The 26,352-nt window shown below is 67.5% G+C and carries 27 protein-coding genes; 19 read left to right on the top strand and 8 right to left on the bottom strand.

Annotation, left to right across the window (positions count from 1 at the left end):
• Nucleotides 1-15 precede the first annotated feature (15 nt).
• From K6L26_RS24665 to K6L26_RS24630, 8 genes are all read left to right on the top strand, one after another.
• Nucleotides 16-1,398 (top strand): glutamate decarboxylase, encoded by a 1,383-nt coding sequence (locus tag K6L26_RS24665; protein WP_019344354.1) that lies wholly within the window; start codon nucleotides 16-18, stop codon nucleotides 1,396-1,398.
• A gap of 69 nt (nucleotides 1,399-1,467) precedes the next feature.
• Nucleotides 1,468-2,625, top strand: a complete 1,158-nt coding sequence (gene alr / locus K6L26_RS24660) for an alanine racemase (protein ID WP_221851849.1) — start codon at nucleotides 1,468-1,470, stop codon at nucleotides 2,623-2,625.
• The gene (locus tag K6L26_RS24655; RefSeq protein ID WP_076210958.1) at nucleotides 2,622-3,710 is read left to right on the top strand and encodes an alpha/beta fold hydrolase; all 1,089 of its coding nucleotides are present in this window, start codon (nucleotides 2,622-2,624) and stop codon (nucleotides 3,708-3,710) included. The genes alr and K6L26_RS24655 overlap by 4 nt, the downstream gene beginning before the upstream one ends.
• Nucleotides 3,703-4,170, top strand: coding sequence for a tRNA (adenosine(37)-N6)-threonylcarbamoyltransferase complex ATPase subunit type 1 TsaE (gene tsaE / locus K6L26_RS24650; protein WP_019344357.1), 468 nt, complete (start codon nucleotides 3,703-3,705; stop codon nucleotides 4,168-4,170). Before K6L26_RS24655 ends, tsaE begins: the two co-directional genes overlap by 8 nt.
• On the top strand, nucleotides 4,167-4,805 hold the full coding sequence (gene tsaB, locus K6L26_RS24645) for a tRNA (adenosine(37)-N6)-threonylcarbamoyltransferase complex dimerization subunit type 1 TsaB (RefSeq protein WP_221851848.1): 639 nt from the start codon (nucleotides 4,167-4,169) through the stop codon (nucleotides 4,803-4,805). Before tsaE ends, tsaB begins: the two co-directional genes overlap by 4 nt.
• Nucleotides 4,802-5,263 (top strand): ribosomal protein S18-alanine N-acetyltransferase, encoded by a 462-nt coding sequence (rimI, locus tag K6L26_RS24640; RefSeq protein ID WP_076210956.1) that lies wholly within the window; start codon nucleotides 4,802-4,804, stop codon nucleotides 5,261-5,263. The genes tsaB and rimI overlap by 4 nt, the downstream gene beginning before the upstream one ends.
• Nucleotides 5,260-6,294 (top strand): tRNA (adenosine(37)-N6)-threonylcarbamoyltransferase complex transferase subunit TsaD, encoded by a 1,035-nt coding sequence (gene tsaD, locus K6L26_RS24635; protein ID WP_221851846.1) that lies wholly within the window; start codon nucleotides 5,260-5,262, stop codon nucleotides 6,292-6,294. The genes rimI and tsaD overlap by 4 nt, the downstream gene beginning before the upstream one ends.
• Entirely contained in the window at nucleotides 6,291-6,746 is a 456-nt protein-coding gene (locus K6L26_RS24630; protein WP_221851844.1) for a nuclear transport factor 2 family protein, read from the top strand. Before tsaD ends, K6L26_RS24630 begins: the two co-directional genes overlap by 4 nt.
• On the opposite strand, the gene K6L26_RS24625 is transcribed toward K6L26_RS24630, so the two are convergent.
• Both K6L26_RS24625 and K6L26_RS24620 read right to left on the bottom strand, forming a co-directional pair.
• Nucleotides 6,747-7,781, bottom strand: coding sequence for a PucR family transcriptional regulator (locus K6L26_RS24625; protein ID WP_036388961.1), 1,035 nt, complete (start codon nucleotides 7,779-7,781; stop codon nucleotides 6,747-6,749).
• Between the two features lie 117 nt (nucleotides 7,782-7,898).
• Entirely contained in the window at nucleotides 7,899-9,341 is a 1,443-nt protein-coding gene (locus K6L26_RS24620) for an APC family permease (protein WP_221851843.1), read from the bottom strand.
• Nucleotides 9,342-9,586: 245 nt separating this feature from the next.
• Between K6L26_RS24620 and K6L26_RS24615 the strand changes: the two genes are divergently transcribed.
• Genes K6L26_RS24615 through K6L26_RS24605 form a run of 3 tightly spaced genes read left to right on the top strand, consistent with a single transcriptional unit; the run spans nucleotide 9,587 to nucleotide 13,880 of the window.
• On the top strand, nucleotides 9,587-11,860 hold the full coding sequence (locus K6L26_RS24615; RefSeq protein WP_221851841.1) for a propanediol/glycerol family dehydratase large subunit: 2,274 nt from the start codon (nucleotides 9,587-9,589) through the stop codon (nucleotides 11,858-11,860).
• Nucleotides 11,857-12,216: a diol dehydratase small subunit gene (locus K6L26_RS24610; RefSeq protein ID WP_019344365.1), complete on the top strand. Its 360-nt coding sequence runs from the start codon at nucleotides 11,857-11,859 to the stop codon at nucleotides 12,214-12,216. Before K6L26_RS24615 ends, K6L26_RS24610 begins: the two co-directional genes overlap by 4 nt.
• On the top strand, nucleotides 12,213-13,880 hold the full coding sequence (locus K6L26_RS24605; protein WP_221851840.1) for a diol dehydratase reactivase ATPase-like domain-containing protein: 1,668 nt from the start codon (nucleotides 12,213-12,215) through the stop codon (nucleotides 13,878-13,880). The genes K6L26_RS24610 and K6L26_RS24605 overlap by 4 nt, the downstream gene beginning before the upstream one ends.
• Here the strand turns inward: K6L26_RS24605 and K6L26_RS24600 are convergent.
• Nucleotides 13,815-15,107 (bottom strand): HNH endonuclease, encoded by a 1,293-nt coding sequence (locus K6L26_RS24600; protein WP_221851838.1) that lies wholly within the window; start codon nucleotides 15,105-15,107, stop codon nucleotides 13,815-13,817. The two genes, K6L26_RS24605 and K6L26_RS24600, sit on opposite strands and share 66 nt — an antisense overlap.
• Nucleotides 15,108-15,239: 132 nt before the next feature.
• On the opposite strand from K6L26_RS24600, the gene K6L26_RS24595 reads away from it, so the two are divergent.
• The 4 genes from K6L26_RS24595 to K6L26_RS24580 all read left to right on the top strand — a co-directional run bounded on the left by K6L26_RS24595 (nucleotide 15,240) and on the right by K6L26_RS24580 (nucleotide 19,486).
• A complete protein-coding gene (locus tag K6L26_RS24595) occupies nucleotides 15,240-16,535 on the top strand; it encodes an integrase core domain-containing protein (protein ID WP_221851836.1) in 1,296 nt (431 codons plus the stop codon).
• A 297-nt stretch (nucleotides 16,536-16,832) separates the two neighbouring features.
• Nucleotides 16,833-17,135 carry a co-chaperone GroES gene (gene groES, locus K6L26_RS24590; RefSeq protein WP_036390082.1) on the top strand — a complete coding sequence of 101 codons (303 nt, stop codon included), beginning with the start codon at nucleotides 16,833-16,835 and terminating at the stop codon, nucleotides 17,133-17,135.
• A gap of 86 nt (nucleotides 17,136-17,221) precedes the next feature.
• Nucleotides 17,222-18,841, top strand: a complete 1,620-nt coding sequence (gene groL / locus K6L26_RS24585; protein ID WP_115150684.1) for a chaperonin GroEL — start codon at nucleotides 17,222-17,224, stop codon at nucleotides 18,839-18,841.
• Nucleotides 18,842-19,006: 165 nt separating this feature from the next.
• Nucleotides 19,007-19,486, top strand: a complete 480-nt coding sequence (locus K6L26_RS24580; protein WP_221851834.1) for an SRPBCC family protein — start codon at nucleotides 19,007-19,009, stop codon at nucleotides 19,484-19,486.
• On the opposite strand, the gene K6L26_RS24575 is transcribed toward K6L26_RS24580, so the two are convergent.
• Nucleotides 19,449-19,961, bottom strand: coding sequence for a hypothetical protein (locus K6L26_RS24575; RefSeq protein WP_221851832.1), 513 nt, complete (start codon nucleotides 19,959-19,961; stop codon nucleotides 19,449-19,451). The two genes, K6L26_RS24580 and K6L26_RS24575, sit on opposite strands and share 38 nt — an antisense overlap.
• Nucleotides 19,962-20,208: 247 nt before the next feature.
• On the opposite strand from K6L26_RS24575, the gene K6L26_RS24570 reads away from it, so the two are divergent.
• The 3 genes from K6L26_RS24570 (at nucleotide 20,209) to K6L26_RS24560 (ending at nucleotide 23,620) form a co-directional block, all read left to right on the top strand.
• The gene (locus K6L26_RS24570) at nucleotides 20,209-21,642 is read left to right on the top strand and encodes an FAD-binding oxidoreductase (RefSeq protein WP_221853461.1); all 1,434 of its coding nucleotides are present in this window, start codon (nucleotides 20,209-20,211) and stop codon (nucleotides 21,640-21,642) included.
• Between the two features lie 152 nt (nucleotides 21,643-21,794).
• Nucleotides 21,795-22,829: a zinc-dependent alcohol dehydrogenase family protein gene (locus K6L26_RS24565; RefSeq protein WP_221851830.1), complete on the top strand. Its 1,035-nt coding sequence runs from the start codon at nucleotides 21,795-21,797 to the stop codon at nucleotides 22,827-22,829.
• Nucleotides 22,826-23,620: an enoyl-CoA hydratase gene (locus tag K6L26_RS24560; RefSeq protein ID WP_221851829.1), complete on the top strand. Its 795-nt coding sequence runs from the start codon at nucleotides 22,826-22,828 to the stop codon at nucleotides 23,618-23,620. The genes K6L26_RS24565 and K6L26_RS24560 overlap by 4 nt, the downstream gene beginning before the upstream one ends.
• On the opposite strand, the gene K6L26_RS24555 is transcribed toward K6L26_RS24560, so the two are convergent.
• The 3 genes from K6L26_RS24555 to K6L26_RS24545 all read right to left on the bottom strand — a co-directional run bounded on the left by K6L26_RS24555 (nucleotide 23,598) and on the right by K6L26_RS24545 (nucleotide 25,498).
• On the bottom strand, nucleotides 23,598-24,005 hold the full coding sequence (locus tag K6L26_RS24555) for a nitroreductase family deazaflavin-dependent oxidoreductase (protein WP_019342990.1): 408 nt from the start codon (nucleotides 24,003-24,005) through the stop codon (nucleotides 23,598-23,600). The genes K6L26_RS24560 and K6L26_RS24555 overlap by 23 nt on opposite strands.
• Nucleotides 24,006-24,047: 42 nt before the next feature.
• Nucleotides 24,048-24,494, bottom strand: a complete 447-nt coding sequence (locus K6L26_RS24550; RefSeq protein ID WP_019342991.1) for an OsmC family protein — start codon at nucleotides 24,492-24,494, stop codon at nucleotides 24,048-24,050.
• 134 nt (nucleotides 24,495-24,628) lie between these two features.
• Nucleotides 24,629-25,498, bottom strand: a complete 870-nt coding sequence (locus K6L26_RS24545; RefSeq protein ID WP_221851827.1) for a sigma-70 family RNA polymerase sigma factor — start codon at nucleotides 25,496-25,498, stop codon at nucleotides 24,629-24,631.
• 73 nt (nucleotides 25,499-25,571) lie between these two features.
• Here K6L26_RS24545 and K6L26_RS24540 point away from each other — a divergent pair, with 73 nt between their 5' ends.
• Nucleotides 25,572-25,934: a DoxX family protein gene (locus K6L26_RS24540; RefSeq protein WP_221851825.1), complete on the top strand. Its 363-nt coding sequence runs from the start codon at nucleotides 25,572-25,574 to the stop codon at nucleotides 25,932-25,934.
• A gap of 84 nt (nucleotides 25,935-26,018) precedes the next feature.
• Here K6L26_RS24540 and K6L26_RS24535 read toward each other — a convergent pair whose 3' ends face one another.
• The gene (locus tag K6L26_RS24535) at nucleotides 26,019-26,309 is read right to left on the bottom strand and encodes a WhiB family transcriptional regulator (RefSeq protein WP_036390075.1); all 291 of its coding nucleotides are present in this window, start codon (nucleotides 26,307-26,309) and stop codon (nucleotides 26,019-26,021) included.
• Between the last annotated feature and the right edge of the window lie 43 nt (nucleotides 26,310-26,352).

Raw genomic sequence — 26,352 nt, 5'->3', positions numbered from 1 at the left:
CAGAAAAGGAACTCCATGCCGCACAAGCACCATCGCGCCCCGCACATCTCGCCCGCCTACACCGGCAGGCTGGCAATGGCACCCGTTCCGTCGCTGCGCCTGCCCGATGACGCGATGGAACCCAGTGCGGCGTACCGGTTCATCCACGACGAGCTGATGCTCGACGGCAGCTCACGGCTGAACCTGGCGACGTTCGTCACCACCTGGATGGACCCCGAGGCCGAGAAGCTCATGGCCGAGACGTTCGACAAGAACATGATCGACAAGGACGAGTACCCGGCCACCGCTGCGATCGAAAGCCGTTGCGTCAGTATGGTCGCCGACCTCTTCCACGCCGAAGGGCTCAGCGCTGAAGATGCGTCGGCGGCGTGCGGCGTCTCCACGATCGGCTCGAGCGAGGCAGTCATGTTGGGCGGGCTCGCCCTCAAATGGCGGTGGCGGGAGAAGGTCGGCAAGGACTGGAAGGGCCGCACCCCCAACCTGGTGATGGGTGCCAATGTCCAGGTGGTATGGGAGAAGTTCTGCCGGTACTTCGACGTCGAACCGCGCTACCTGCCGATGGAAGAGGGCCGCTACGTCATCACCCCCGAGCAGGTGCTCGACGCGGTTGACGAGGACACGATCGGCGTCGTCGCGATCCTGGGGACCACCTACACCGGGGAGCTGGAACCGATCGCCGAGATCTGCGCGGCGCTGGATCAGCTCGCGCAAGACAAGGGCCTGGACATCCCCGTACACGTCGACGCCGCCAGTGGCGGATTCGTCGTCCCGTTCCTGCACCCCGACCTGGAATGGGACTTCCGGCTGCCGCGCGTGGTGTCGATCAACGTCAGCGGGCACAAATACGGGCTGACCTATCCGGGCATCGGGTTCGTGGTGTGGCGGAGCAAGGAGTATCTGCCCGAAGACCTGGTGTTCCGGGTCAACTACCTCGGCGGGGACATGCCGACGTTCACCTTGAACTTCTCGCGGCCCGGTAACCAGGTGGTGGGGCAGTACTACAACTTCCTGCGCCTGGGCCGGGCCGGATACACGCAGGTGATGCAGTGCTTGTCGCAGACGGCGCGCTGGCTGGGCGACGAGCTGCGCGACAGCGAGCACTTCGAGCTGATCACCGACGGGTCGGCGATCCCGGTGGTCAGCTTCCGGCTCAAGGGCAATCCGGGATACACCGAGTTCGACGTGTCGGAGGGCCTGCGCTCCTTCGGCTGGCAGGTGCCGGCTTACACCATGCCCGAGGGTGCCACTGATGTCGTGGTGCTCCGGGTCGTGGTGCGCGAGGGCTTCTCGGCCGACCTGGCCCGCGCCCTCAAAGACGACACCATCACAGTGCTGAAGCGGCTCGACGCGCTCAAGCCCCGCGGAGCGTTCGACGACCTGCAGCCATTTGCGCACTAGAGGCGCCCTGTCGATCCGCTGATCTGCCCGGACGGGGGTCTCTGGGACAATGGTCGGCGGTGATATGACATGCAGACGACCGAACTCGAGACACCGCTGACCCCGCGCGCAGTGGTGGACCTCGGCGCGATCGACCACAACGTGCGCCTGCTGCGCGAACATGCCGGCAGCGCCCAGGTGATGGCCGTGGTCAAGGCCGACGGTTACGGCCACGGCGCCGTCGAGGTGGGCAAGGCCGCGTTGGCCGCCGGGGCTGCCGAACTCGGGGTCGTGACGATCGCCGAGGGGTTGGCGTTGCGGGCCGGCGGCATCGCCGCCCCCGTGCTGTGCTGGCTGCACCCGCCGGGCACCGATTTCGCCCCGGCACTCGAGGCCGGTCTGCAGATCGCGGTGTCGTCGGTACGCCAAGTCGACGATGTGGTGGCGGCCGTTCAGCAGACCGGCCGTAGCGCGACCGTCACGGTGAAGGTCGACACCGGGCTGAGCCGCAACGGTGTCAGCCCAGCCGATTTCCCGGCGTTGATCGACGCGCTGGGTCGCGCCCAGGCCGCCGGCGCGCTCCGGCCGCGCGGCATCATGAGTCACCTGGTGCACGGCGACGAGCCGGAGAACCCGTTCAACGACCTGCAGGGCAAGCGGCTGACCGCGATGCGGGAACAGGCCGCCGCCCAGAGGGTGGTGTTCGAACTGGCCCACCTGTCGAATTCGCCTGCGGCGCTGACCCGTCCGGACTTGGCGTTCGACATGGTGCGTCCCGGTATCGCGGTCTACGGGCTGAGCCCCATCCCGGAGCGTGGCGACATGGGTTTGATCCCCGCCATGACGCTGAAATGTCCTGTGGCGCTGGTGCGCTCGGTGCATGCCGGCGACGGGGTGTCCTACGGCCACCGGTGGATCGCCGACCGGGACACCACGCTGGCGCTGTTGCCGGTGGGCTATGCCGACGGGATCTTCCGTTCGTTGAGCGGCAAGATCGAGGTGCTGATCAACGGCCGTCGCTGCCCGGCGGTCGGGCGGATCTGCATGGACCAGTTCGTCGTCGACCTCGGGCCGGGCGTCACCGACGTCGTCGAAGGTGACGATGCGATCCTGTTCGGCCCGGGCACCCAGGGCGAAGAGACCGCCCAGGATTGGGCCGAACTGCTGGGCACCATCAACTACGAGGTGGCGACCGGCCCGCGCGGCCGGATCACCCGCACCTATGTGCAGGCGGGTCGCGGGCGTTGAGTCGCAATGCTCAGTGGTTGGCCGGTGCCGCCGGGCTGACTGCCGTGGGCACGGTGGCCGGCCGGTCGGTGGCGCGCTCACTGACCCGCCGCGCCGCCGGCGAGGATCCCTACCTGGGTGAGGACTTCGAGCGCCTCGATGCCGACCGCAGCTCTGTGGTGACCACCGAGGACGGGGTGCCGCTGGCGGTGCGTGAGGTCGGTCCCGGTGACGCCCCGCTGACGGTGGTGTTCGCCCACGGCTTCTGCCTGCGCATGGGCGCCTTCTACTTTCAGCGCACCCGGCTGGCCGAGCAATGGGGGCCGCAGGTGCGGATGGTGTTCTACGACCAGCGCGGCCACGGTCAGTCCGGAGCGGCGTCACCGGATACCTACACCGTCGAACAACTCGGGCGCGATCTGGAAGCCGTTTTGGCCGTGACAGTTCCGCGCGGGCCGGCAGTGCTGGTCGGCCATTCCATGGGCGGCATGACGGTGCTCTCGCACGCCCGTCAGTTCCCGCATCGCTATCCGAAACAGATCGTCGGTGCCGCGGTGATCTCCTCGGCGGTCGAAGGGGTGGCCCGCTCGCCGCTGGGGGAGATCCTGCGCAACCCGGCGCTGGAGGCAGTGCGGTTCGTGGCCCGCTATGCGCCCGGGGCGGTGCATCGCACCCGCGGTGCGGCCCGGTCGGTGATCGGGCCGGTCCTTCGCGCGGCGTCCTACGGCGACGAGGCGGTCAGCCCGAGCGTGGTCGAGTTCTCCCAGCGGATGATGCACGGCACCTCGATCACCACGCTCGTCGAGTTCCTGCACGCCCTCGAGGTCCATGACGAGGCGGCGGCGCTGCGGGTGTTGGCGAAAGTGCCGACCCTGATCGCCTGCGGTGACCGGGATCTGCTCACCCCAATGGAATACTCGAAGGCCATGGCCGCACAGTTACCCCGCTCCGAACTGGTGATCGTCGGGGGAGCCGGCCATCTGGTCCAGCTTGAGGAGCCCGTGGTGATCGACGATGCACTGGTCCGGCTGGTGGAGCGGGCTACCCCCTCCAAACTCGTCACGCTGAGCCGCCGGGTTCGCGATCGGGTCCGGTTCCGTGGCTGAGCGCAGTGCCGGTACCGCCGAGCTGGCCACCGCCGAGGACACCATTGCCTTGGGCGCCACGCTGGGCGCCGGGCTCAAGGCCGGTGACGTGGTGGTGCTCTCGGGTCCCTTGGGTGCGGGCAAGACCGTGATGGCCAAGGGCATCGCGGCGGCGATGGATGTCGACGGTCCGGTGGTCTCGCCCACGTTCGTGCTGGCCCGGGTGCATCCGGCTCGGCAACCGGGCCGGCCCGCCATGATCCACGTCGACATGTATCGGCTGCTCGACCACCCCGGCGTGGACCTGCTGGGGGAGCTCGACGCACTCGATCTGGACACCGATCTGGACGATGCCGTGGTGGTGGTGGAGTGGGGTGAGGGCTTGGCCGAACGCCTCTCCGACCATCACCTGGACATCCGGATCGAGCGCGACACCGAAACCGAGACGCGCACGGTGATCTGGCAGTGGAGTGCCCCATGAACATCCTGACCATCGACACCGCGACCCCGGCGGTCAGTGCCGGCGTGGTCCGTCGCGGCGAGGACGGTGCGGCTCAAACCCTCGCCGAACGGGTCACCGTCGATGCCCGAGCGCACGCCGAACAGCTCACCCCGAACGTGCTCGGCGCGGTGTCCGATGCTGGGATCACGGTGGCCGATCTGGACGCGGTTGTCGTCGGCTGCGGGCCGGGTCCGTTCACCGGGCTGCGGGTGGGGATGGCCAGTGCCGCGGCGTTCGGTCATGCGCTGGACGTTCCGGTGCACGGGGTGTGCAGCCTGGACGCCATCGGAATCCACACCGACGGCGACGTATTGGTGGTCACCGATGCGCGGCGGCGTGAGGTGTACTGGGCGCACTATCGCGACGGTGTACGGGTCGACGGCCCCGCGGTCAACGCGCCCGCCGACGTGGCGGCTGTTCTGGCGAGCTCCGTTGCGGCGGTGGCCGGTTCACCCGAGCACGCCGCGCTGTTCGCGTTGCCCCGGCTCGACGTGGTGTACCCGACGCCCGCAGGCCTGGTGCGCGCCGTCGCGGATTGGGATGAACCGCAACCGCTGGTCCCGCTGTACCTGCGCCGGCCTGACGCCGAACCCTCTGCAACGGTACGGAAATGATCGTGTTCGATGCGCTGACCCGGGCCGATGCCGTGCGGTGCGCCGAGCTGGAAGCCAAGCTGTTCGCCGGCGACGATCCGTGGCCGGCGCGGGCGTTTCTGGCCGAACTCGACGCCAAGCACAACCGTTACATCGCCGCCCGCAGCGACGGGGTGCTGGTCGGCTACGCCGGAATCTCACGGCTGGGCCGGATGCGCCCGTACGAGTACGAGATCCACACCATCGGCGTCGATCCCGACTTCCAGGGGCAGGGGATCGGGCGCCGGTTGCTCGGCGACCTGCTGGACTATGCCTCGGGCGGAACGGTTTTCCTGGAGGTCCGCACCGACAACGAGCCGGCCATCGCCCTGTACGAGAGCTTCGGATTCGTCAACATCGGCCTGCGTAAGCGGTACTACCACGCCAGCGGGGCTGACGCCTACACCATGCAACGCCTTCCCCAAGGGGCCCCGACATGATCATTCTGGCCATCGAAAGTTCTTGTGACGAAACCGGAGTCGGCATCGCCGACCTCGCCATTGACGACGGTGGTGGGGTGACCGTTTCTCTTTTGGCCGACGAAGTCGCCTCCAGCGTCGCCGAGCACGCCCGCTACGGCGGCGTCGTCCCCGAGATCGCCTCGCGTGCGCACCTGGAAGCCCTGGGGCCGACCATGCGCCGCGCCCTGGACGCGGCGGGCATCGAGCGGCCCGACGTCGTCGCCGCGACCATCGGGCCGGGGCTGGCCGGGGCGCTGCTGGTCGGGGTGGCCGCCGCCAAGGCGTACGCCGCCGGCTGGAACGTCCCGTTCTATGGTGTCAACCACCTGGGCGGGCATTTGGCTGCCGACGTCTACGACCACGGGCCGCTGCCGGAAAGCGTGGGCCTGCTGGTCTCGGGTGGGCACACCCACCTGCTGCATGTCCGGTCGCTGGGGGAGCCCATCATCGAGTTGGGCAGCACGGTCGACGACGCCGCCGGGGAGGCCTACGACAAGGTGGCCCGGCTGCTCGGCCTGGGCTATCCGGGCGGAAGGGTGCTCGACGAGCTGGCCCGCACCGGCGACAGCGATGCGATCGTCTTCCCGCGGGGCATGACCGGGCCGCGGGATGACCCGTATGTGTTCAGCTTCTCGGGACTCAAGACCGCGGTGGCCCGCTACGTGGAGGCCCACCCGGAGGCCTCGCAGGCCGACGTGGCCGCTGGTTTCCAGGAGGCTGTCGCCGACGTGCTGACTGCCAAGGCCGTGCGTGCGGCCACCGATCTCGGGGTGTCGACCCTGCTGATCGCGGGCGGGGTGGCGGCCAACTCCCGGCTACGCGAGCTCGCCGAAGAGCGTTGCGCCGCAGCAGGTTTGACGCTGCGAGTGCCTCGGCCGCGGTTGTGCACCGACAACGGCGCGATGATCGCGTCCTTCGCTGCCCACCTGATCGCGGCCGGTGCGACGCCGTCGCCGCTCGATGCGGCCAGCGATCCGGGGCTACCGGTGGTGAAGGGCCAGGTGGCATGAGCGTCGCGGACAAGCTTGAAGTCGCCGAGCTGCTGTACCGCTATGCCGAGTTGATCGACGCCGGTGACTTCGACGGCGTGGGTGAGTTACTGGGCCGGGCCACGTTCGGCGGTCCGGCCTCGGGCAGCGTGGCCGGAGCCCGGACCATCGCGAAGTTGTTCGCCCACACCACGCGGCGTTTCCCCGATCACGCCAACACCCCGCGGACCCGGCACCTGGTACTCAATCCGATCATCGACATCGATGGTGAGCGGGCCACGTCGCGCTCGACGTTCTGTGTGGTGCAGAAAACCGACACCGTGGCCCTTCAGCCCATCGTGGTGGGCCGGTACTTCGACGCGTTCGCCCGGGATGACGAGGGCTGGTACTTCACCGAACGCACGGTGGATGTGGAGATGGTGGGGAATGTGTCCGATCACCTCATGATCGACCCGGGGCAGTACGAACGCTAGTCAGCGCGCTTCGTTGATCTGGTGCACCCGCACACTGACTTCCAGTTGGAAACGGTCGGCGGGGTTCTTCAGCGACAGCCCGGTGAGTTCCTCGATCAGTTTGATCCGGTACAGCAGGGAGTGCCGGTTCAGGAACAGCGCCCGGGCCGCCGCACTGGTGTTCGTGGCCTCGTCCAGCAGGATCTCCAGGGTGTGCACGAGTTGTCCCCGCCGGGTGCGGTCGTAGTCGACGAGCGGCTGCAGCGTGCGCAGGATGGTCGCCATGCTGCGCGGGTGCTGACGCAGCACCTCGGCGAACTGCATGGGACCGGCCGGGCCCTCGGGCAGGGACGGCGATACCGGCGCGGGGACGGTGACCGCGTGGCCGTGGGCGGGCGCCAGCAGCGCCCAGGTCACGAGATCCTCGGGAAGCATGCTGAGTCGCTGTGCGGAATCGACCAAGCCGGATACTGTCGATTCTGTTGGGGCCGAGGAGAAATGGCTCATCACGAGGTCATCGGTGATCGACGACGTGACCGTCAGGCCGGCGGCGAGGGCCAGCTCGTGCAGCGCCTTGGCGAAGCCGTCCGCGGTGTCGCTCCACCGCGGGTCGTCGCGCACCCGACGCCCGATGACCATCTGCACTCGGCTGTCCGGCGGGGCCGGACTGACCAGCGGCAGCAGGGTCTTCTGGACGTCGGCGAAGGCAATTTCCCAGGGCAGCAGGACAAATGGGCACGCATGCTGGTCGGCGAGGGGGATCATCAGCTCGAGCAGATCGTGCGCATCCACATCCGGGGGTGGGCTGAGGATGATGCCGGCGGCCGGTGAGGCCACCAGGGAAACCAGGAATTCGCGCACACCGGGTTGCCGGAGGTCGGCGCCGGTGGTCAGCACCAGGTCACCGGGTCGGACGAAGTCCTCGGCGGGTGCGTGGATGATGTCCACCCAGCGGACTTCGCGGGACAGTCCGCGGTGCCCCGCGACCACCGACCCCTGATCCAGCGGTGGGATCGTCAAGACCGCCGCCACACTCAGCGACGAGTCCTCGGACATGCCGCTCCCCTTCTGATCAACTGCTCGGCGGTGCGTCGAAGCCGAAGCCGACGGTATCAGCGACCAGTCACACCGGTGGCCACCTGCCCGGCAGGTGGCCACCGGTGCCGGGGGGTGTCAGCCGACCGACGATATCGGGGCGAGCTCCGCGGTGGACCGTCGGCTCAGCAGCATCCCTACCGCGAAGAACACCAGCGGCATGACACCGAAGATCGCGGCCAGGGTGGGCGTGCCGCCGACCACCAGCGTCAGGTTGGACACCACCAGGACCAAGGCCGCCGCCAGGGCCAGCGTCGCGAACGAGGCCAGCACCACCTTGCCGGTCGAGTTGCCGCGGCGCACGAAGAAGATCACCACCGAGATCGTGGTCAGCAGCCACAGCAGCGCCAGAGCCAGGATGCCCAGGCCACCGCCCGGGCCGAAGATCTGCAGCACCGGGTCGAGCTGCAGCGCGGCGCAGATACCCATGACCACGAACGAGGCCACGGTGATGGCCAGCGAGGCGTTCGACGGGGAGCCGTGACGCTCGTGCACCTTGCCGATCTTCGTCGAGAAGACGCCGCTCTGTCCGAGCACGAACGCGTACCGCGACGCGATGTTGTGGAACGCGAGGGCACACGCGAAGACACTGACCGCCCACAGGACGGTGTTCAGATCACGCCCGACCATGCCGAGGTACTTGCCCGCGGTGTTCACCATGAAGTTGTCGGGGTCGTCGGTGGCCAGCTGGATGGCGTCGTGCCCGCCGTTGCCCTCGACCAGCGCCCAGCTGGTGAAGGCGTAGAACACGGCGACGATGCCCACCGCCCAGTAGGTGGCGCGCGGCACCGTGCGGTCGGGGTCCTTGGCCTCGTCCCGGAAGACCGCGGTCGCCTCGACACCGACGAATCCCCAGAGGGCGTACAGCAGCGCGATGCCGAAGCCGCCGGCGATGCCCTGCGGCGTGAACGAGTCGCCGGTGAGGCCGTGCTCACCGCCGCGTACCACGATGACCAGATCGACCACCATCAGGATCGCGACCTCGGACACCAGGAAGACACCGAGCACCTTGGCGCTGAGGTCGATGTCGCGGTAGCCGAGCCAGGCAACGGCCGCCAGCACCAGCCCGGTCAGCAGCCACCACGGGATGTCGGGGCCACCGAACCGGGTGATCAGCTCGTTGAGGATGACGCCGTCGTAGGCGGCCACGGCGATCAGGGTCGCCATGTAGGCCGGCAGCGCGAGCACGGCCGCACCGGTGCCGGCCGCCCGGCCGAGCGACTCACGGATGTAGGCGTAGAAGGCGCCGGCGTCGGTCACGTACTTCGACATCGCGACGAAGCTGGCCGCGAACAGTCCGAAGATGACGCCCGCGACGATGAACGCGACCGGGATGCCGGTGGTATTGCCCAACGCCATCGCGATCGGCACATTGCCGCCGATGGTCGACAGCGGTGCCGAGGCCGCCACCACCATCAGCACGATGGCGGGCACGCCGAGGCGGCCACGCAGTTTGGCCGGAGCTCCGGCAGGTGATGTGTCGAGTGTGGGCGGGTGGCCCGCGTTGACAACCTCGGTCATGGGTTGATTCCTCCTAACTGCCGGTCGCAGATGGCGGCCGGGTGAAGTCCGGGGCAAGTTTGCGAGAACCACGGGCCGGTCCGCCAGCGCAGCCGGCCACTTTCCAACACCTTGTTGTAAGGCAGCTCACATCGGTCACGCCGGCGTCAAACACTGTGTTGGAAGGTGCCGGGCGGGCGTTGTTTCCAGCGCGGCATTCGGTCGATGCTTGGCCGGTCACGCGACAGAGAGGTACGACGACCGCCATGAATCCGGACCGCAGCGAAACCGAACAGGATTACCGGCTGGGGCGCATCCGACTACTGGATGAGCAACGCGTCAACCTGGACGGATTCGCTCAGGCCGACCCCGAACTGGGCATGATCTCGCACCTGTCGCCCCACGATCCGGAACCTTCCTGGAAGGTGGCCGACGACGGCTCCGTGCTGGAGATGGATTCCAAGGCGGCCGCCGACTTCGACACGATCGACGAGTTCATCGTCCGCTATGCCGTCGACCCGGTGCAGGCTCCGCAGTCGATGGCGATGAGCGAGATCGACCTGGCCCGGATGATCGTCGACTCGGCGGTGCCGCGCGACGAGGTGCTGCGGGTCTGCGGCGGACTGACCCCGGCCAAGATGGCCCGGGTGGTGGCGATGCTGCAACCTGTCGAGATCCAGATGGCGATGATGAAGATGCGGGCCCGCCGCACGCCCGCGAACCAGGCCCATGTCACCAACCGGCTCGACGACCCCTTGCTCATCGCGGCCGACGCCGCCACCGCCGTCGTGTACGGGTTCCGGGAACTGGAAGCCACCGTCCCGGTGCTCGACGACGCCCCGGCCGTCGCGGTGGGCCTGCTGATCGGTTCCCAGGTACCCGCGCCGGGAGCGCTGACGCAGTGCTCGGTCGAGGAGGCGCGGGAGCTCGAACTCGGGGTGCGCGGCCTGGTGTCCTATGCCGAGACCGTCTCGGTGTACGGCACCGAGCAGGTCTTCACCGACGGTGACGACACCCCCTGGTCGAAAGCCTTTCTCACCTCGTCCTACGCGTCCCGCGGGATCAAGATGCGACTCTCCAGCGGTGCGGGCTCGGAGGTGCTGATGGGCCAGGCCGAGCGCAAGTCGATGAACTACCTGGAGTCCCGCTGCGTGGCCCTGGCCAAAGGTATTGGTGCACAAGGGGTTCAGAACGGTGGTATCGACGGGGCCTCGATCACGGCGTCGGTGCCGGGCGGTGTGCGCGAACTCATCGCCGAGAACCTGATGGTCATGCTGCGCGGACTCGAATCCTGCAGCGGCAACGACTCACTGGTGTCCGAGTCGACCATGCGCAGAACCAGCCGGACGCTACCGGTGCTGTTGTCGGGGTCGGATTTCATCTTCTCCGGATTCGGTTCGGTGGTGGCCTACGACAACATGTTCGGGCCGTCCAACTTCAATGCCGCCGACCTTGACGACTATCTGGTGATGCAGCGCGATTGGGGCGTCGATGGCGGCCTGCGGTCGGTGGACCCGACCACGCTCGAAGCCATGCGGCGTCAGGCCGCCGAAGCCACCCGGGCCGTGTTCGAATATCTGGGGCTCGCCGATTTCGACGACGAGCACGTGGAAGCCGTTGTCGGGGCGGAGGGTTCCAAGGACCTACCCGACACCGACGGCGTGAAGATACTCAGTGCCGCCCGGATGATCGAGCAGTCGGGTCTGACGGTGCTCGACATCGTCGCCGCCCTCGCCGAGACGGGTTTCACCGATATCGCCGAACGCGTCCTGGGGATGGCCAAAGCCCGTGTCACCGGTGACTACCTGCAGACCGCGGCGATCTTCGACGAGCAGATGAACGTGCTGTCGGCCCTGCAGGATCCGAACGACTACCGCGGTCCCGGCACCGGCTACCGGCCGACGGCCGAGCGTCAGGCTCAGATCGACGCGGTGCGGCAAGCCCGGTCGGTCACCGACCTGGTCAAGGAGCAGGCGACCTTTGCCGACCCGGACCGGCTGGTCGTGCGGGGTCCCGCGGGCGTGGGGGATGACCCCCGTGAAGTCGTGATCGGGGTGTCTCCCGCGTTCGGGGTCAAACTGTTTCGCACCCTGTCGGGGATGGTCGTCTACGACGCGTTGGAGCAGATCCTGGCCGGGCTGGAGGAGGAGCAGTGCGTGCCGCGCCTGGTGCGGATCGCCGACTCCGTCGATCTGGGAGTGATCGGCAAATCCGCGGCTCGGCTGTCGGGCTCGGGGATCGGCGTCGGGCTGCAGGCCAAGGGCACCACCCTGATCCACCGCCGCGACCTTCCGCCGCTGGCCAACCTCGAATTGCTCAGTGTCGCACCGCTGATCACGCCGGAGATGTACCGCCTGATCGGGATCAACGCCGGCCGGCACGCCAAGGGCGCGACACCCGCCCCGATGCGCAACGCGTACACCGACGAGGCGATCACCGCCCGCTACCACACCCGGGTGGTGTCGATGGTGGCGATCGAGCGGTCCGAATGCGATCGCGACGACCGCGGCGTGAACATGGAATTGGAGCTGAAGCGATGACGATCACTGCCCACTCGGGTCGCAGCCTCGCCGAGGTGACGGTCGAGGCCGCCCGCAACGGTGACCTGGTGCTCGACGACATCCGGGTGAGCCGGGAAACCCTGCTGGCACAAGCGGATACCGCGCAGCGCTCCGGTTCTGTGCAGCTGGCGATGAACCTGCGGCGGGCCGCGGAGATGACCGCACTCAGCTCGGAGGAGATGCTGGCCGCCTACGAGGCGCTGCGTCCCCACCGCTCGAGCTTCGCCGAACTCCAGGAACTGGCGCAGCGCCTCGCGGACCGGGACGCGCCTACCTGTGCGGCGCTGGTTCGAGAGGCCGCGACGGCCTACCAGCGGCGCGGCCTGCTGCGGTGACCGTCTGGGCCGGTGTCGACATCGGCAACTCCACCACCGAGGTGGTGCTCTGCCGGATGGATGACGAACTCGCCGTGCTGGCCAGTGCCCGCACCCCGACTCGTGGCGGCAAGGGCTCGTCCCGGGCGGTGCAGGGCGCCGCACAGTTGGTGCGGCGCCTCACCGAGGGGCACGGGTTGGTGCTCGACCGGGCCGCGTTCGCCCCGACTCCGCCCGTGGAGTCGACGGTCGAACAGGTCCGACTGGAGGCGCAGCGCACGGGCAGGCTCACGATCGTCACCCGGTCGGCGGCCACCACCGCCGGGGACGCGGTAGGTGTGGGGCAGCCAGTTCTGGTCGAGTGCCTCGGCGCTGTCAAGTCCGGGCGCCCGGTCGTCGCCTGCGCAACGGCGCAGTGGGGATACCGTGAGGTCGCGCAGCGAGTGAATGACGCTGTAGCCCAGGGGTGCAACGTCACAGCGGTGCTGACAGCCAACGACGAGGCCGTGCTGGTGTCGAATCGCCTGAGCTCGGCACTGCCGGTCGTCGATGATGTCGACGTCGCGGCGCTGTTGTCGTCAGCCCGCGTCGCCGTCGAAGTGCGCCAGGGCATCGCACCCCTGCAACGGCTCACCGACCCCTTCTGGCTCGCCGACGTATTCGGCCTGAGCGATGCCGAGCGGGCGGATGCACGGGTGATCGCCGACCAGCTCTTCGACAGTGCATGCGCGGTGGTCTGCCTCGGTGAAGCGGAATCTGCGGTAGCTGAGCCCGTCCTCCGGCCGGCGGGGGAGGGTGCCCACGTGGTTCATCTCGCCGATATCTCGGCGCAGGCCAATTCACGTCGAGGGTCGGTCGCCGTGGACAGTCTGGTGATGGCCAGCCTGTGCGGCGAGCAGGAACCGCCGGCGGGAGCCGACGAGCTGGCCCGGGCGTTGGGGGTGCCGGTCACACGCGTCGATTCGGAGGCCGCGGCGGCCCGCGTCGGCGCCCTCACCACACCCGGAATCACCGCGGATGTCGTGGTGGTGGATGTCGGCGGCGGCACTGTCGACGTCGTGTCCGAAGGATCCCGCTGCGTGCTGCCGGGCGCGGGGCAAATGCTGACGGCGGCGACGGCCGCTGCCTTGGAGATCTCCCGAAGTGCCGCCGAGTACGCCAAACGTGCCGAGGCCGTCACCGCCGTCACGGTCCAGCTCATCGAGGACGAACACGGCCGGCGGCAGTTCTTGGACACGCCGGTCAGCGGGCGGTGCAGCGGATGGCTGCTGACCGCAGCTCCCAGCGGCTGGTTGCCCTTCACGGCACGGCTGTCGGGGGCCGAGTGGCGCAGTTGGCGGCTGGCCGCCAAACGACAGGTGATCGGCGGCAATGTGATGCGCGGTATCGAGCAGGCTGCGCCGGGAGTGACCGGGGTCCTGCTCGTCGGAGGCGGCGCCGGCGACGACGAACTGGTGCGCGCGGTCACCGAGCAGCTCGGCCACGACGTGAGCGTCGGACGTGGAAACGTGGCAGGTCAGCTGGGGCATCGGTTCGCGGCGGCCTACGGGCTGGTGGCCATGGCGGCGCGGATGCCGGGCGGTCAGCCGCGAGATGAAGAGCTGGACCGGGCCGACCGGTCAGGCGGCAGCGTGAATACGCACGACATGGATGTCGCTGGTGAACACCCGCGCGCCAGTGGGTAACGGCGGTGCGGTACTTTGATAGGTCCGGCCCGTCGGCGTGGTGAGTTCTGTGGTGTGCCGGCCATAACCGTCGTAGGTGGTCACGGTCTGCCACCCGGGGCTTTCCTTTGCGTAATTGCAGCGTTCGCAAAGCCCTTGGCCGTTCACGGAGGTGGTCGCGCCGCCGTCGGCGTGCCGGGTGATGTGGTCGATGTGCCGGATGGGGGCGTCGCAATACGGCGTGCGGCACCTCTGGTCACGCATGGCGATCAGCCAGCGCAACCCCTTGGGGAACGCCCGGGCGGTGGACTCCATGGCGACCAGGTTGCCGGTGGCCGGATCGGCGTAGAGCTTGCGCACCGTAGCCTCGGCTCGGGGGTCCAGCAGAGCTGCCAAGGCCATCTGTCGGGCCACCTCTGCCGGGATGGGGCCGTATCCCTGCAGCACCGCAGGTTCGGAACCCTGGGCCAGCAAGCTCTCGTCGGAGACCACCAGATTGAGCGCGACCGGGACCGCGGCTTCGACCTCACGCCCGGTGATCCGTCGGTAGAAGGCATCGGCCATCAACGGGCCTCGCCCTTGGCTTCCACCTCCGGCGGCGATCGAGGCGGCCCCGGCGGAGGCGGCCTCCGCCTGCAGCGCCTGATAGGCCGTAACGCCTTCTGCGGAGGTCAGCAGCGCCGTCACGTACGCCATGCCGTGCGGGGCCGGACGCAGCGTGACAGTGCGATCGCACTGATGGCGGCTGATGCGCGCCATCACCGCGTCGTGGTCGAGCCGAAAAGCCACCCGCCCGGCCTCAGCCTCAACCTTTCTGTCCCCCAGACCATCCAGCACGGCAGGATTGGCGCACAGTTCGGCGTCCATCGCGTGTCGATCTGCTGGTGACAGGCAGGCGGCCTGGTCCGCGATGATCATCGCCCGGTCTTCGGTAAGCAGGCCGGACTCCAGAGCCGCGAGTGTGTAGGGCATGTCGTCGACCAGGATTCTGGACGCCTTCAGATACCTGGCCCCGTGCCAAGGGGAGGCCTTGCGGGCCAGTCCCACCTCGGATGCCAGCCCTTGAGCGCGTCTGGCGGCAGGCACACCCTCAGCGGCCTTACGGGCGAGGCGCTTGGCTTCCAGCATCGTCGTCACTCTGGCCTGTGCCGCGGCAATGCCGGCGGTCGCGCGGGTCATCGCAGCTAGCTGGTCGACCAACGCCGCCTCCGTGGCGTCGGGGTCGATGTTCCAATCAACTTCGAACATGTGTTCGAGTATAGCACCGTCCACTGACTCATACTTGTTATCTCTCAGGACATCGGTGACAGTTCCGCATCAGGACATCGGTGACAGTTCCGGTGGTCTTGGTGGTGACACTTCTGGGGCCACGCTCTGGCGGTGGCTGGTAATGAACCCATCGATCCTCGTGTTCGCCTTGCGATCTCGCAGTGGCCTGATGACGCACCCCGCGGAGCGGTGTCGACGTTCTGCGCCGAACACGGCATCTCCCGCAAGTCGTTTTACGTCTTGCGGAATCGCGCCAAGGCCGACGGACCGGCCGCAGTGCTCGAACCGAGGACCCGACGGCCGAAGTCCAGCCCGTCGACATTGAGCGATGGGGTCAAGGATCAGGCCATCAAGGTTCGTGCCGCACTTGAGCAGTCCGGTCTGGATCACGGGCCGGTCAGTGTGTACGACAAGATGCGCACGATGGGCCTGCAGCAGGTCCCGTCCACAGCGTCGCTGGCGCGCATCTTCCGCGAGGCGGGCGTGGCTCGTGCGGAGCCGAAGAAAAAGCCCCGCTCGGCATGGCGACGGTTCGTGTATCCGGCCCCGAACGCGTGCTGGCAACTGGACGCCACCGAGTACGTGCTCAGCGGCGGCCGCAAGTGTGTGATCTTCCAGCTTATCGACGATCACTCCCGCTACGCGGTCGCCTCCCATGTCGCCTGGAGTGAGACTGCTGAAGCCGCAATCACATTGGTGGACAAGGCAATTAACGCACACGGCGTCCCGCAGCGACTGCTCTCTGACAACGGGGCCGCGCTGAACCCGTCACGACGTGGGTACAACGGCCAACTCGTCGCACACGTGTCTCGACTGGGTGTGGAGGCGATCACCGGCAAGCCCTACAAGCCGACCACCCAGGGCAAAAACGAACGCTTCCACCAGACCCTGTTCCGCTACCTCGACAAACAGCCGCTGGCCGAGACGCTCGACGAACTGCAAGCCCAGGTCGACGAATTCGACCGCATCTACAACACCGAACGTCCCCACCAAGGACTGCCCGGGCGTGTCACCCCGCTGACCGCGTGGGAAGCGACCCCAAAAGCTGATCCACCCCGACCCAAACCGGACCGGCCACTCTTCGAGAAACCCGCCCCGCGCCGCCACCAACGCCTCCGGCCGCAGCTGCCCGCTGACCTGCCCGCCGGCGCACAAGTCAGAACCGTGACCACATCGGGCACCATCGGCCTGGACCGCGTGCAATACAAGCTCGACGTCGACCTCGCATTCCAACCGGTCCTCGTCGTCAGCACCGGCAACAACACCGGCGACGCGATCATCATCACCGACCTGCAAGGCGAGGTCCTTGCTGAGCACACCCGACCCGCACCCGGCATCCGATACGTCGGCAACGGCCGACCACCAGGAACCCGCCCCAGAACCCCACAACCGTCACCGAAGTCCTGATACACCAACTGTCACCGAAGTCCTGATGCAGAACAGTCACCGATGTCCTGATACATCACACACTGACTCATACTTTTGGGCAGGGTTCGAGCCCATAGACGAGTTCGAGGGCGGAGCACAACCCACCCTTGAGTGCTAGCACTCGCATGTATAGAGTGCTAGGTGGCACGCGGCCAACCCCCAGCGCCGGCACCCGCGACGACGGAGCGAAGGGCACGGACGCTTGCCGAACACCTGGTTAACCCGAGGGCCCCGGAGCACACCGGGACTCGATACCCAAACAAGTGGAGGGCTTCCATCGTGGCAGTCAACATCAAGCCACTCGAGGACAAGATCCTCGTTCAGGCCAACGCGGCCGAGACCACGACCGCTTCCGGTCTGGTCATCCCCGACACCGCCAAGGAAAAGCCGCAGGAAGGCACCGTCGTCGCAGTTGGCCCCGGCCGCTGGGATGAGGACGGCGAGAAGCGGATCCCCCTGGACGTTGCCGAGGGCGACACCGTCATCTACAGCAAGTACGGCGGCACCGAGATCAAGTACAACGGCGAGGAGTACCTGATCCTGTCGGCTCGCGACGTGCTGGCTGTCGTCGCCAAGTAAGTACTCGTGCGTCCGCCCCGGAGATCCCCGTGTTCAGCACGGGCGGTGTCCGGGGCGGTATGCGTTAGGAGTCATGAAAGAGACTTATGAGCAAGCAGATTGAGTTCAACGAGACTGCGCGCCGGGCCATGGAGGCCGGTGTCGACAAGCTCGCCGACGCGGTCAAGGTGACGCTGGGTCCGCGCGGTCGGAACGTGGTGCTGGCCAAGGCCTTCGGTGGCCCGCAGGTCACCAACGATGGTGTGACCATCGCCCGCGAGATCGACCTGGAAGACCCGTTCGAGAATCTCGGCGCCCAGCTGGTGAAGTCGGTGGCCACCAAGACCAACGACGTCGCAGGCGACGGCACCACCACCGCCACCGTGCTGGCGCAGGCCCTGGTCAAGGCCGGCCTGCGCAACGTGGCCGCCGGTGCCAACCCGATCGCACTGGGTCTGGGGATCGGCAAGGCCGCCGATGCGGTGTCCGAGGCCCTGCTGGCCGCGGCCACCCCGGTGTCCGACGAGAAGGCCATCGCCCAGGTCGCCACGGTGTCCTCACGCGATGAGCAGATCGGCCAGCTGGTCGGCGAGGCCATGACCAAGGTCGGTCACGACGGTGTGGTCACCATCGAGGAGTCCTCGACGCTGAACACCGAGCTCGAGGTCACCGAGGGCGTCGGCTTCGACAAGGGCTTCATCTCGGCCTACTTCGTCAACGACTTCGACTCGCAGGAAGCTGTCCTCGAAGATGCCGTGGTGCTGCTGCACCGCGACAAGATCAGCTCACTGCCGGACCTGTTGCCGCTGCTGGAGAAGGTCGCCGAAGGTGGCAAGCCGCTGCTGATCATCGCCGAGGACGTCGAAGGCGAGGCCCTGTCCACGCTGGTCGTCAACGCCATTCGCAAGACGCTCAAGGCCGTCGCCGTCAAGGCGCCGTTCTTCGGCGATCGTCGCAAGGCGTTCCTGGACGATCTCGCCATCGTCACCGGCGGCCAGGTCGTCAACCCCGACGTCGGCCTGGTGCTGCGTGAGGTGGGTCTGGACGTGCTGGGCACCGCGCGTCGCGTGGTGGTCAACAAGGACAGCACCGTGATCGTCGACGGCGGCGGCTCGGCCGACGCGGTCGCCGACCGGGTCAAGCAGCTCAAGGCAGAGATCGAGACCACCGACTCCGACTGGGATCGCGAGAAGCTGCAGGAACGGCTGGCCAAGCTGTCCGGCGGCGTCGCGGTGATCAAGGTCGGCGCGGCCACCGAGACCGACCTGAAGAAGCGCAAGGAAGCGGTCGAGGACGCCGTCGCGGCGGCCAAGGCTGCTGTCGAGGAGGGCATCGTCACCGGTGGTGGCGCCGCACTCGTGCAGGCCCGCTCTGCCCTCGACAAGCTGCGCGGCGAGGTCAAGGGCGACGAGGCCCTCGGTGTCGAGGTGTTCGCCTCCGCGTTGTCGGCCCCGCTGTACTGGATCGCCACCAACGCCGGCCTGGACGGCTCCGTTGTGGTGAACAAGGTCAGCGAGCAGTCCAACGGCCAGGGCTTCAACGCCGCCACGCTGTCCTACGGTGACCTGGTCGCCGAGGGCATCGTGGACCCGGCCAAGGTGACCCGCTCGGCGGTGCTCAACGCCGCATCCGTGGCGCGCATGATCCTGACGACCGAGACGGCCGTCGTGGACAAGCCTGCCGAGGAAGACGAGCACGCCGGTCATCACCACGGCCACGCTCACTAGGTAGTCCCGTAGAACACCCCCGGCCCTGTTGGGCCGGGGGTGTTTTCGTTGGTGGCCCTCCACGCCGAGACTGCGCGGTCTTCGGCGAAAACGGACCTGACCGCAATGTCGATCGCCGGGGTGCAGCCTCGATGAGTTTCTGACCCACCGCCCGTCAGTACAGGTATGACTGACGACAGCATGAGCGCCGGATGCACCATCAACGCGCCGGCCGAAACCGTGTTCGCGGTGCTGGCCGATCCGACCACCCACCAGGCGATCGACGGCACCGGTTGGGTGCGGGAGTCGCTGGACGGCAAGCACCTGACCGAAGCCGGCCAGATCTTCCGCATGGCGATGTACCACGACAACTTCGGCGGCATGCACTACGAGATGGCCAACCGGGTAGAGGTTTTCGAGCCTCCGCGGGCGATCGCGTGGCTGCCGGGTCAAGGCGCCGACGACGCCAACATCGAGTTCGGCGGCTGGATCTGGCGTTACGACCTTGAGCCGCTGGGCGACGACCGGACGAAGGTCACGCTGACATATGACTGGTCAGCGGTGTCGGCCGCGCTTCGCGAACACATCGAGTTCCCGCCGTTCGACCGGCAGCACCTGGACAACTCGCTCAAGCACCTGGCCGGGCTGGCGCAGGGTCAGGCGTAGCCGTCGGCTGGATGGTCACCAACCGCAACGCATCCGGCCGCGACTCGTCGGACACGAACCGGACGATCAGGCTGTCGGGAGGGAACTTGGTGGCCAGCTCGTTCAGAGTCCTGGGCAGGAACACCCTGGCCTTCGCGTTGCCGTACCAATTGGGGTTGGCGGGTGACGTGTCGAGACCACTGATGTTGTCGATTTCGGTGTCCCACTGCTGAACGGGGCCCGGTGGTGTGTCGCCGAATCCCGACGATTTCAGATACGCATCTGCTTGTCCCGCAAGCGTGATCGCCGGTCCGCCGCCAACCGGTGTTCCGGTGATCGTGCCGTCGACGACGTCGGCCGTCACCGATTCCAGTCGCGCTGCGCAGACGTTGTCGACGAGGTTGGGCGGCACACAGAATCCGGGGAGCGGGTTCGCGTGAGCCGGCGCGATATTCAGGACAGCCGGTATGGCAAGTGCGGCCGTCGCGGCGCCCACAGCGATCACTGCACGGCAACGATGATTCGGCATCCGGCTTACCCCCCCTTCAGACGTGCTGAACTGTATGTCGGCGCGCCCGCCACGGAAGTTGCAGAACGTCACTGCTCCTCAGTGTGTTCGTAGTCTTCGGCGGTCATAACCTCGGATCAGAATCGGTATCGGACTGATACCTGGACACGTCGTGTGGCACTGCAGCTTTTCACCGCCGGTAGCTCAGAATTCGGACATGACGGAACCGCGGGAAGTGCCGCGTGGGGTCTCGCGTCAGACGTTCCTGCGCGGCGCCGTCGGGGCGTTGGCCGCCGGAGCGGTGTTCGGATCGAGCCGCGCCGGCGCGGACCCGGCCGGCTGGGGCGATCTTGCTGCCGCCATCAAGGGTCAGGTGATCCTCCCGGACAACGGTGGACAATTCGCTTCCGCCAAAAGCGTTTTCAACACCAACTTCAACGGCCTGACTCCGGCGGCAGTCGTCACCCCCACGTCGGCGTCAGACGTGCAGAAGGCGATGACCTTCGCCGCTTCACACAACCTCAAGGTCGCCGCGCGCGGTGGCGGGCATTCCTACGTCGGCGCGTCGACGGCCAACGGCACCATGGTCTTGGATCTGCGCCAATTGCCCGGGGACATCAACTACGACGCCGGCACCGGGTACGTCACCGTGACGCCCGCGACCGGTCTGTATGCGATCCACCAGACGCTGGCCGGGGTCGGCCGAGGGATTCCCACCGGTACTTGCCCGACGGTCGGCGCGGCCGGGCATGCCCTGGGCGGAGGGCTGGGTGCCCAATCGCGACATGCGGGCCTGATGTGCGATCAGTTGGTGTCGGCGACGGTGGTGCTGCCCGGTGGTACCGCAGTCACGGCGTCGGCCGGTCAGAATCCAGACCTGTTCTGGGCGTTGCGCGGTGGCGGCGGCGGCAACTTCGGGGTGACGACCGCGCTGACCTTCGCGACGTTCCCCATCGGCGACGTGGATGTGGTCGGGCTCCATTTCCCGCTGCAGGCGTTCGCGCAGGTTCTGGTCGGGTGGCAGAACTGGCTGCGTACCGCCGACCGCAACAGCTGGGCACTGGCCGACACGATCACCGACCCGCAGGGCGCACACTGCCGCATCCTGGCCACCTGCCCGGCCGGGTCGGGCGACAGCGTCGCCACCTCGGTCGTCAAAGCGGTGGGCCTGCAACCGGCCGGGACCGAGAACCGCACGTTCAACTACCTGGACCTGGTGAAGGTCCTCGCCGCCGACAATCTCAACCCGGCGCCGCTGGGCTATGTCGGCGGATCCGATGTCTTCCAGTCGATCACTCCCGCGGCTGCCCAGGGGATCGCCGCGGCATTCAACGCGTTCCCCAGCGGAGCCGGCCGACCCTTGGTGATCATGCACGCCCTCGACGGGGCGCTGGCCACTGTGGGTCCGGGGGACACCGCATTTCCGTGGCGGCGGCAGTCCGCTCTGGTGCAGTGGTATGTCGAGACCTCCGGTTCGCCTGCGCCGGCAGCCAATTGGCTCGCCACCGCGCACCGAGCGGTGGCACCGTATTCGGTCGGCGGGTACGTGAACTACCTCGAAGCCAACCAGCCCGCGTCGCGCTATTTCGGCGCGAACCTGCCGCGGCTGGCCGCCATTCGGCAGAAATATGATCCGGGCCGGATCATGTTCTCGGGCTTGAACTTCTGAGTGAGAGTGCGATGGACGAGACCGGTCCGCAGACGCCGGCGGGCGCAGCGGCGACGCTCGCGGAAACCGGATTCCCGGCAAGACCACCGACACAGGCCTAGCCTCGAGACGTCGAGTTTCACCTGCCGTGTGGACGAGTGAAGGAACTGAGCATGCGAGCAACCGTGATGTATGGGGCTGGTGACGTGCGGGTCGAAGATGTGCCCGACCCGATCCTGAAGGAGCCGACCGACGCCATCGTGCGCGTCACCCGCGCCTGTATCTGTGGCAGCGACCTGTGGCCGTACCAGTCGATGCCGCACAAGGACGGCGGGCGCCGGATGGGCCACGAGTTCATCGGCATCGTCGAGGACGTCGGCTCCGACGTGTCCGGCTTGCGCAGTGGAGACCTCGTCGTGGCCCCGTTCGTCTGGGCTGACAACACCTGCGACTTCTGCCGAGAAGGGCTGCAGACGTCGTGCCGCCATGGCGGTGGGTGGGGTGCGCCCGGCGTCGACGCCGGCCAGGGCGAGGCCGTGCGCGTCCCGCAAGCGCAGGGCACGTTGGTGAAGCTCCCGGTGGCCGAGGACGCCGCGTTGATGCCGTCCCTGCTGACCCTGTCGGACGTGTTCTGCACCGGTCACCACGGCGTGGTGACCGCCGGGGTGGGGCCGGGCTCATCGGTGACGGTCATCGGCGACGGTGCGGTCGGGTTGTGCGCGGTGCTGGCCGCCAAGCGGCTGGGCGCCGAGCAGATCATTCTCAACGGACGTCACCAGGTCCGAACCGACCTGGGCCGCGAGTTCGGCGCCACCGACGTCGTCGCCGAACGCGGCGACGAAGCCGTCGAGAAAATCCGCGAGCTGACCGGCGGTGACGGCACCCATGCGGTGATCGAATGCGTCGGTACCGAGCCCTCGGTCGCCACCGCTCTGGACGCGGTCCGCTCCGGTGGCCGGGTGAGTCGGCTCGGGGTGTCTCAATACACCGAGGTGCCAATGGGTTTCGGAACGTTCTTCCGCAACGTGACGCTCACCGGCGGAGTGGCGCCGGCGCGTGCCTACATCGAGGAACTCATGCCCGACGTTCTCGACGGCACCATCGAACCCGGCCGGGTGTTCGACCGCACCGTAGGCCTCGACGAAACCCCCGACGGATACCGGGCGATGGCCGACCGTGAAGCGCTCAAGGTGTTGATCGAGCCATGACACCGCTGCTGCAGGATCGCGACGACCGCGGGGTGGTCACGCTGACACTGAACCGGCCCCAGGCGTTCAACGCGCTGTCGGAGGCGATGCTGACCGCGCTCGGTGAGGCCGTCGAGGCGCTGGCCGAGGACGAAACCGTGCGCGCGGTGGTGCTCGGTGCATCCGGCAAGGCGTTCTGCGCGGGCCATGACCTGAAAGAAATGCGGGCCGAGCCGTCCCTGGAGTACTACGAGCGGTTGTTCGCCCAATGCACCGCGGTGATGCTGTCGATTCAGCGGCTGCCGGTACCGGTGATCGCGCGAGTCCAGGGGCTCGCGACGGCAGCAGGCTGCCAGCTCGTCGCGATGTGTGACCTCGCGGTGGCCAGTGAGGACGCCCGCTTTGCGGTCAGCGGCGTCAACGTCGGGCTGTTCTGTGCCACCCCGGGCGTGGCGCTCTCTCGCAACGTGCCGCGCAAGGCCGCGTTCGAGATGCTTGTCACGGGCGAATTCGTCTCTGCGGCAGAGGCCGAACGGCTTGGCCTGGTCAATCGGGTTGCGGTGCCGGATGCCCTGGACGACGAGATCGAAGCGCTCGTCGCCAGCATCGTCGCGAAACCCCGAGTCGCTGTTGCGATGGGCAAGGCCTTGTTCTACCGCCAGATCGAGGTCGACATCCGATCGGCCTACGCCGACGCCGCTGCGACCATGGCCTGCAACATGATGGACCCGACTGCACTCGAAGGTGTGCAGGCATTCATCGACAAGCGCCCACCGATGTGGCCGGGCGTCAGCGGCGTTGCAACTCGATGACCGGGATGACGCGGTCGGTCTTTTCCTGGTATTCGCCGAATCCGGGTGCCTTCTCGACGATGCGTGGATAGGCCGCGTCACGCTCGTCCCGTGGCATCTCCCGTGCCCGCACGTCGTAGGCGTCAGTACCGATTTCGATGTGAGCATCCGGATGCGCACGCAGGTTGTGTAGCCACGCGGGGTCGACATCGGCGCCGGCGTACGAACCGACGATGGCGAGCTTTCCGTCGAGGTCGAATGCCATCACCGGATTGACACGCTCTTTGCCGGATTTGGCCCCGGTGGTGTGCAGCAGGAGCAGTGTCGCACCTTCGAACGGTCCGCCGACCTTGCCTCCGTTGGCTCGGAACTCGGCGATGATCTTGTCATTCCAGTTGTCGGTCATGACTTCTTTCCTACGCCTCGGGGCCGCGACGGTGCGCTCAGATCACGAAATCGCCGTCGTGGTGATGTGCACGGACGAGGTCAGGGTCTGATGTACCGGGCAGCGCTCGGCGATGTCCATGAGACGCTGGCGCTGGGTGTCGTCGAGCTCGCCGACCAACTCGATCTCGCGATCGACATGGTCGATCATGCCCTTGGTGGTCTCGCAGTCGGCGCAGTCTTTGGCATGAATGCGTGAGTGCCGCAACGATACTCGCACCTGTTCAAGCGGCCAGCCCTTCCGGTTGGCATACATCCGCACCGTCATCGACGTACAGGCGCCCAGGCCGGCCAACACCAGGTCATAGGGATTCGGGCCGGCATCGTCGCCCACCGGAAGAGGTTCGTCGGCGACGAGTTGGTGACGTCCGGCGGTGATCTGCTGGGTGTAGGTCCCGGTGTGTGCTTCCGTGACGGTCACGGTGGCGGGCTCGGCTTGTCCAGATGTCATGCGACTCTCCTGATCAGGTCGTCCGATCGATTCGGGTGGGATCGTCGCACGGAGAACCGCCTAAATCGCCTCAGTTGCCCGATCGACGCGGGGTGGTGTTCAACCATTGATCGCTTGGCGCCGCGCACAAGCGTTCAGTCCGCCAACACGATTTCGGCCGCTGCCAACCGGTCCGGATCACCGATGATGTCGATGACGCGAATCCGCCCGTCCTGGATGTCAAGGCGCAGTAGGGACTTCAGCCGGCCATCTGGGGCGATGACGATACCGGCGGCGCCGTCGACGACGGCGACCTCGCCGCCCCGCGCGACCGCGGCGAACATCTTCGACTCCTCGACGAACTCCTGTGCGCCGCGCAGCTCGGTGGGGATCCGCCCGCCGACGAGCACGCGGTCGACGCGGCGCAGCACATCGGGGTCCAGGATGGCCAGCAGTGCCTCCAGGTTGCCCTGCTGCGAGGCAGCCAGGAAAGACCGGGCGATGTCGAGGTGCTCGGCAGTGGGGCGGGTCGCGGGGAGCTCAGCACCGTGAACGCGGGCGCGGGCCCGGCTGGCCAGTTTCTTGGCGGCCGCCGGTGTGCAGTCGAGCAGCGTGGCGATCGCGTCGAAAGGTATGGCGAAGGCGTCGTGCAGCACGAACGCGACGCGTTGGGCAGGTGAGAGCCGGCCGAGCACCACGAGCAGCGCACGGCCCACCGACTCGGCCATGGCCACCTGCTCGTCGGCTGCGGGGGAGACGGCGTCGGGAAGCAGTTCTTCGCCGCCGAGGACTTCGGCGCGTCGCTTCTGTTCGCGCAGCCGGTCGAGGCATTCGCGTGCGGTGACCGTGGTGAACCAAGCCGTCGGGGTGTCCACCCCCTTGATGCCGCGGCGGCTGATCTTGAGCCACGCCGCTTGGACCGCGTCCTCAGCGTCATGCACCGAGCCGAGCAGTCGATACGCCACCGCGCGCAGTCGGTGCCGATCCTCCTCGAATCTTTCGGCCAGCATTTGTTGGTCGGTCATGTCGTCACCTTTCGCGCACGGCGAGCGTCAACAAGGTGAAGCCCTTGGCAATCGAACATCGGAGGCGACCATCATGACCCTACAACTCGGTTTGATCGCGACGTTGATCGTCGCTGTCACCATCGTGGCCAACGCGGTGATGGCGCTCGCCGACCTCGTCGGCGCGAGTTTCGTGCTGGCCAACTCGGCGGAAGTCGGCGTCGGAAGGACCTGGGTTCCGGTGCTCGGACTTCTCAAGGGCGCGGGGGCCGTCGGACTGCTCGTGGGTCTGGTCGCGTTCCCACCGCTCGGCATCGCCGCCGCGGTCGGATTGGTGGCATTTTTCATCGGCGCGGTGATCACCCACATCCGCGCGCAGGTGTTCTACAACATCGCGTTCCCGGCGGCGTTCCTCGTCCTCGCGGTCCTGTCGCTGGCGGCCTTTCTCGCGGGCTGACCACCTGAACCGGACAACCGAAAAGGCCCCACCCCGCGTGGGATGGAGCCTTTTCAGATCGGCGTATGGAGTTTGGTGTACGGCTCAGGCGCTGCGGCGGATGCCCCGCTTGAGCAAGAGCTCGCGTTCGGACTCGCTCAACCCGCCCCAGATGCCGTACGGCTCACCGACAGCAAGAGCGTGGGAACGGCACTGGGTGATCACGGGGCAGCTGCGGCACATCTCCTTGGCGCGGAGCTCACGCTGAGCCCGAGCCCGTCCGCGTTCACCATCGGGGTGGAAGAACATCGACGAATCGACACCACGGCAAAGTCCCTGCATTTGCCAATCCCAGATATCCGCATTGGGTCCGGGAAGCTGCTGCGGCTGCGGCATATGGAAAACCCCTCTCTGCTCGCCCATTTCGCCAAATTGGGCG

Source organism: Mycobacterium farcinogenes (genome assembly GCF_019739075.1).
GTDB lineage: Bacteria > Actinomycetota > Actinomycetes > Mycobacteriales > Mycobacteriaceae > Mycobacterium > Mycobacterium senegalense.
This window is presented reverse-complemented; position numbering and strand designations above follow the sequence as displayed.

Coding starts and splice junctions, on each gene's coding strand:
- K6L26_RS24665 (WP_019344354.1), top strand. CDS start 16: ATGCCGCACAAGCACCATCGCGCCCCGCACATCTCGCCCGCCTACACC.
- alr (WP_221851849.1), top strand. CDS start 1,468: ATGCAGACGACCGAACTCGAGACACCGCTGACCCCGCGCGCAGTGGTG.
- tsaB (WP_221851848.1), top strand. CDS start 4,167: ATGAACATCCTGACCATCGACACCGCGACCCCGGCGGTCAGTGCCGGC.
- rimI (WP_076210956.1), top strand. CDS start 4,802: ATGATCGTGTTCGATGCGCTGACCCGGGCCGATGCCGTGCGGTGCGCC.
- tsaD (WP_221851846.1), top strand. CDS start 5,260: ATGATCATTCTGGCCATCGAAAGTTCTTGTGACGAAACCGGAGTCGGC.
- K6L26_RS24630 (WP_221851844.1), top strand. CDS start 6,291: ATGAGCGTCGCGGACAAGCTTGAAGTCGCCGAGCTGCTGTACCGCTAT.
- K6L26_RS24625 (WP_036388961.1), bottom strand. CDS start 7,781: ATGTCCGAGGACTCGTCGCTGAGTGTGGCGGCGGTCTTGACGATCCCA.
- K6L26_RS24620 (WP_221851843.1), bottom strand. CDS start 9,341: ATGACCGAGGTTGTCAACGCGGGCCACCCGCCCACACTCGACACATCA.
- K6L26_RS24615 (WP_221851841.1), top strand. CDS start 9,587: ATGAATCCGGACCGCAGCGAAACCGAACAGGATTACCGGCTGGGGCGC.
- K6L26_RS24610 (WP_019344365.1), top strand. CDS start 11,857: ATGACGATCACTGCCCACTCGGGTCGCAGCCTCGCCGAGGTGACGGTC.
- K6L26_RS24600 (WP_221851838.1), bottom strand. CDS start 15,107: ATGTTCGAAGTTGATTGGAACATCGACCCCGACGCCACGGAGGCGGCG.
- groL (WP_115150684.1), top strand. CDS start 17,222: ATGAGCAAGCAGATTGAGTTCAACGAGACTGCGCGCCGGGCCATGGAG.
- K6L26_RS24580 (WP_221851834.1), top strand. CDS start 19,007: ATGACTGACGACAGCATGAGCGCCGGATGCACCATCAACGCGCCGGCC.
- K6L26_RS24565 (WP_221851830.1), top strand. CDS start 21,795: ATGCGAGCAACCGTGATGTATGGGGCTGGTGACGTGCGGGTCGAAGAT.
- K6L26_RS24560 (WP_221851829.1), top strand. CDS start 22,826: ATGACACCGCTGCTGCAGGATCGCGACGACCGCGGGGTGGTCACGCTG.
- K6L26_RS24555 (WP_019342990.1), bottom strand. CDS start 24,005: ATGACCGACAACTGGAATGACAAGATCATCGCCGAGTTCCGAGCCAAC.
- K6L26_RS24550 (WP_019342991.1), bottom strand. CDS start 24,494: ATGACATCTGGACAAGCCGAGCCCGCCACCGTGACCGTCACGGAAGCA.
- K6L26_RS24545 (WP_221851827.1), bottom strand. CDS start 25,498: ATGACCGACCAACAAATGCTGGCCGAAAGATTCGAGGAGGATCGGCAC.
- K6L26_RS24540 (WP_221851825.1), top strand. CDS start 25,572: ATGACCCTACAACTCGGTTTGATCGCGACGTTGATCGTCGCTGTCACC.
- K6L26_RS24535 (WP_036390075.1), bottom strand. CDS start 26,309: ATGCCGCAGCCGCAGCAGCTTCCCGGACCCAATGCGGATATCTGGGAT.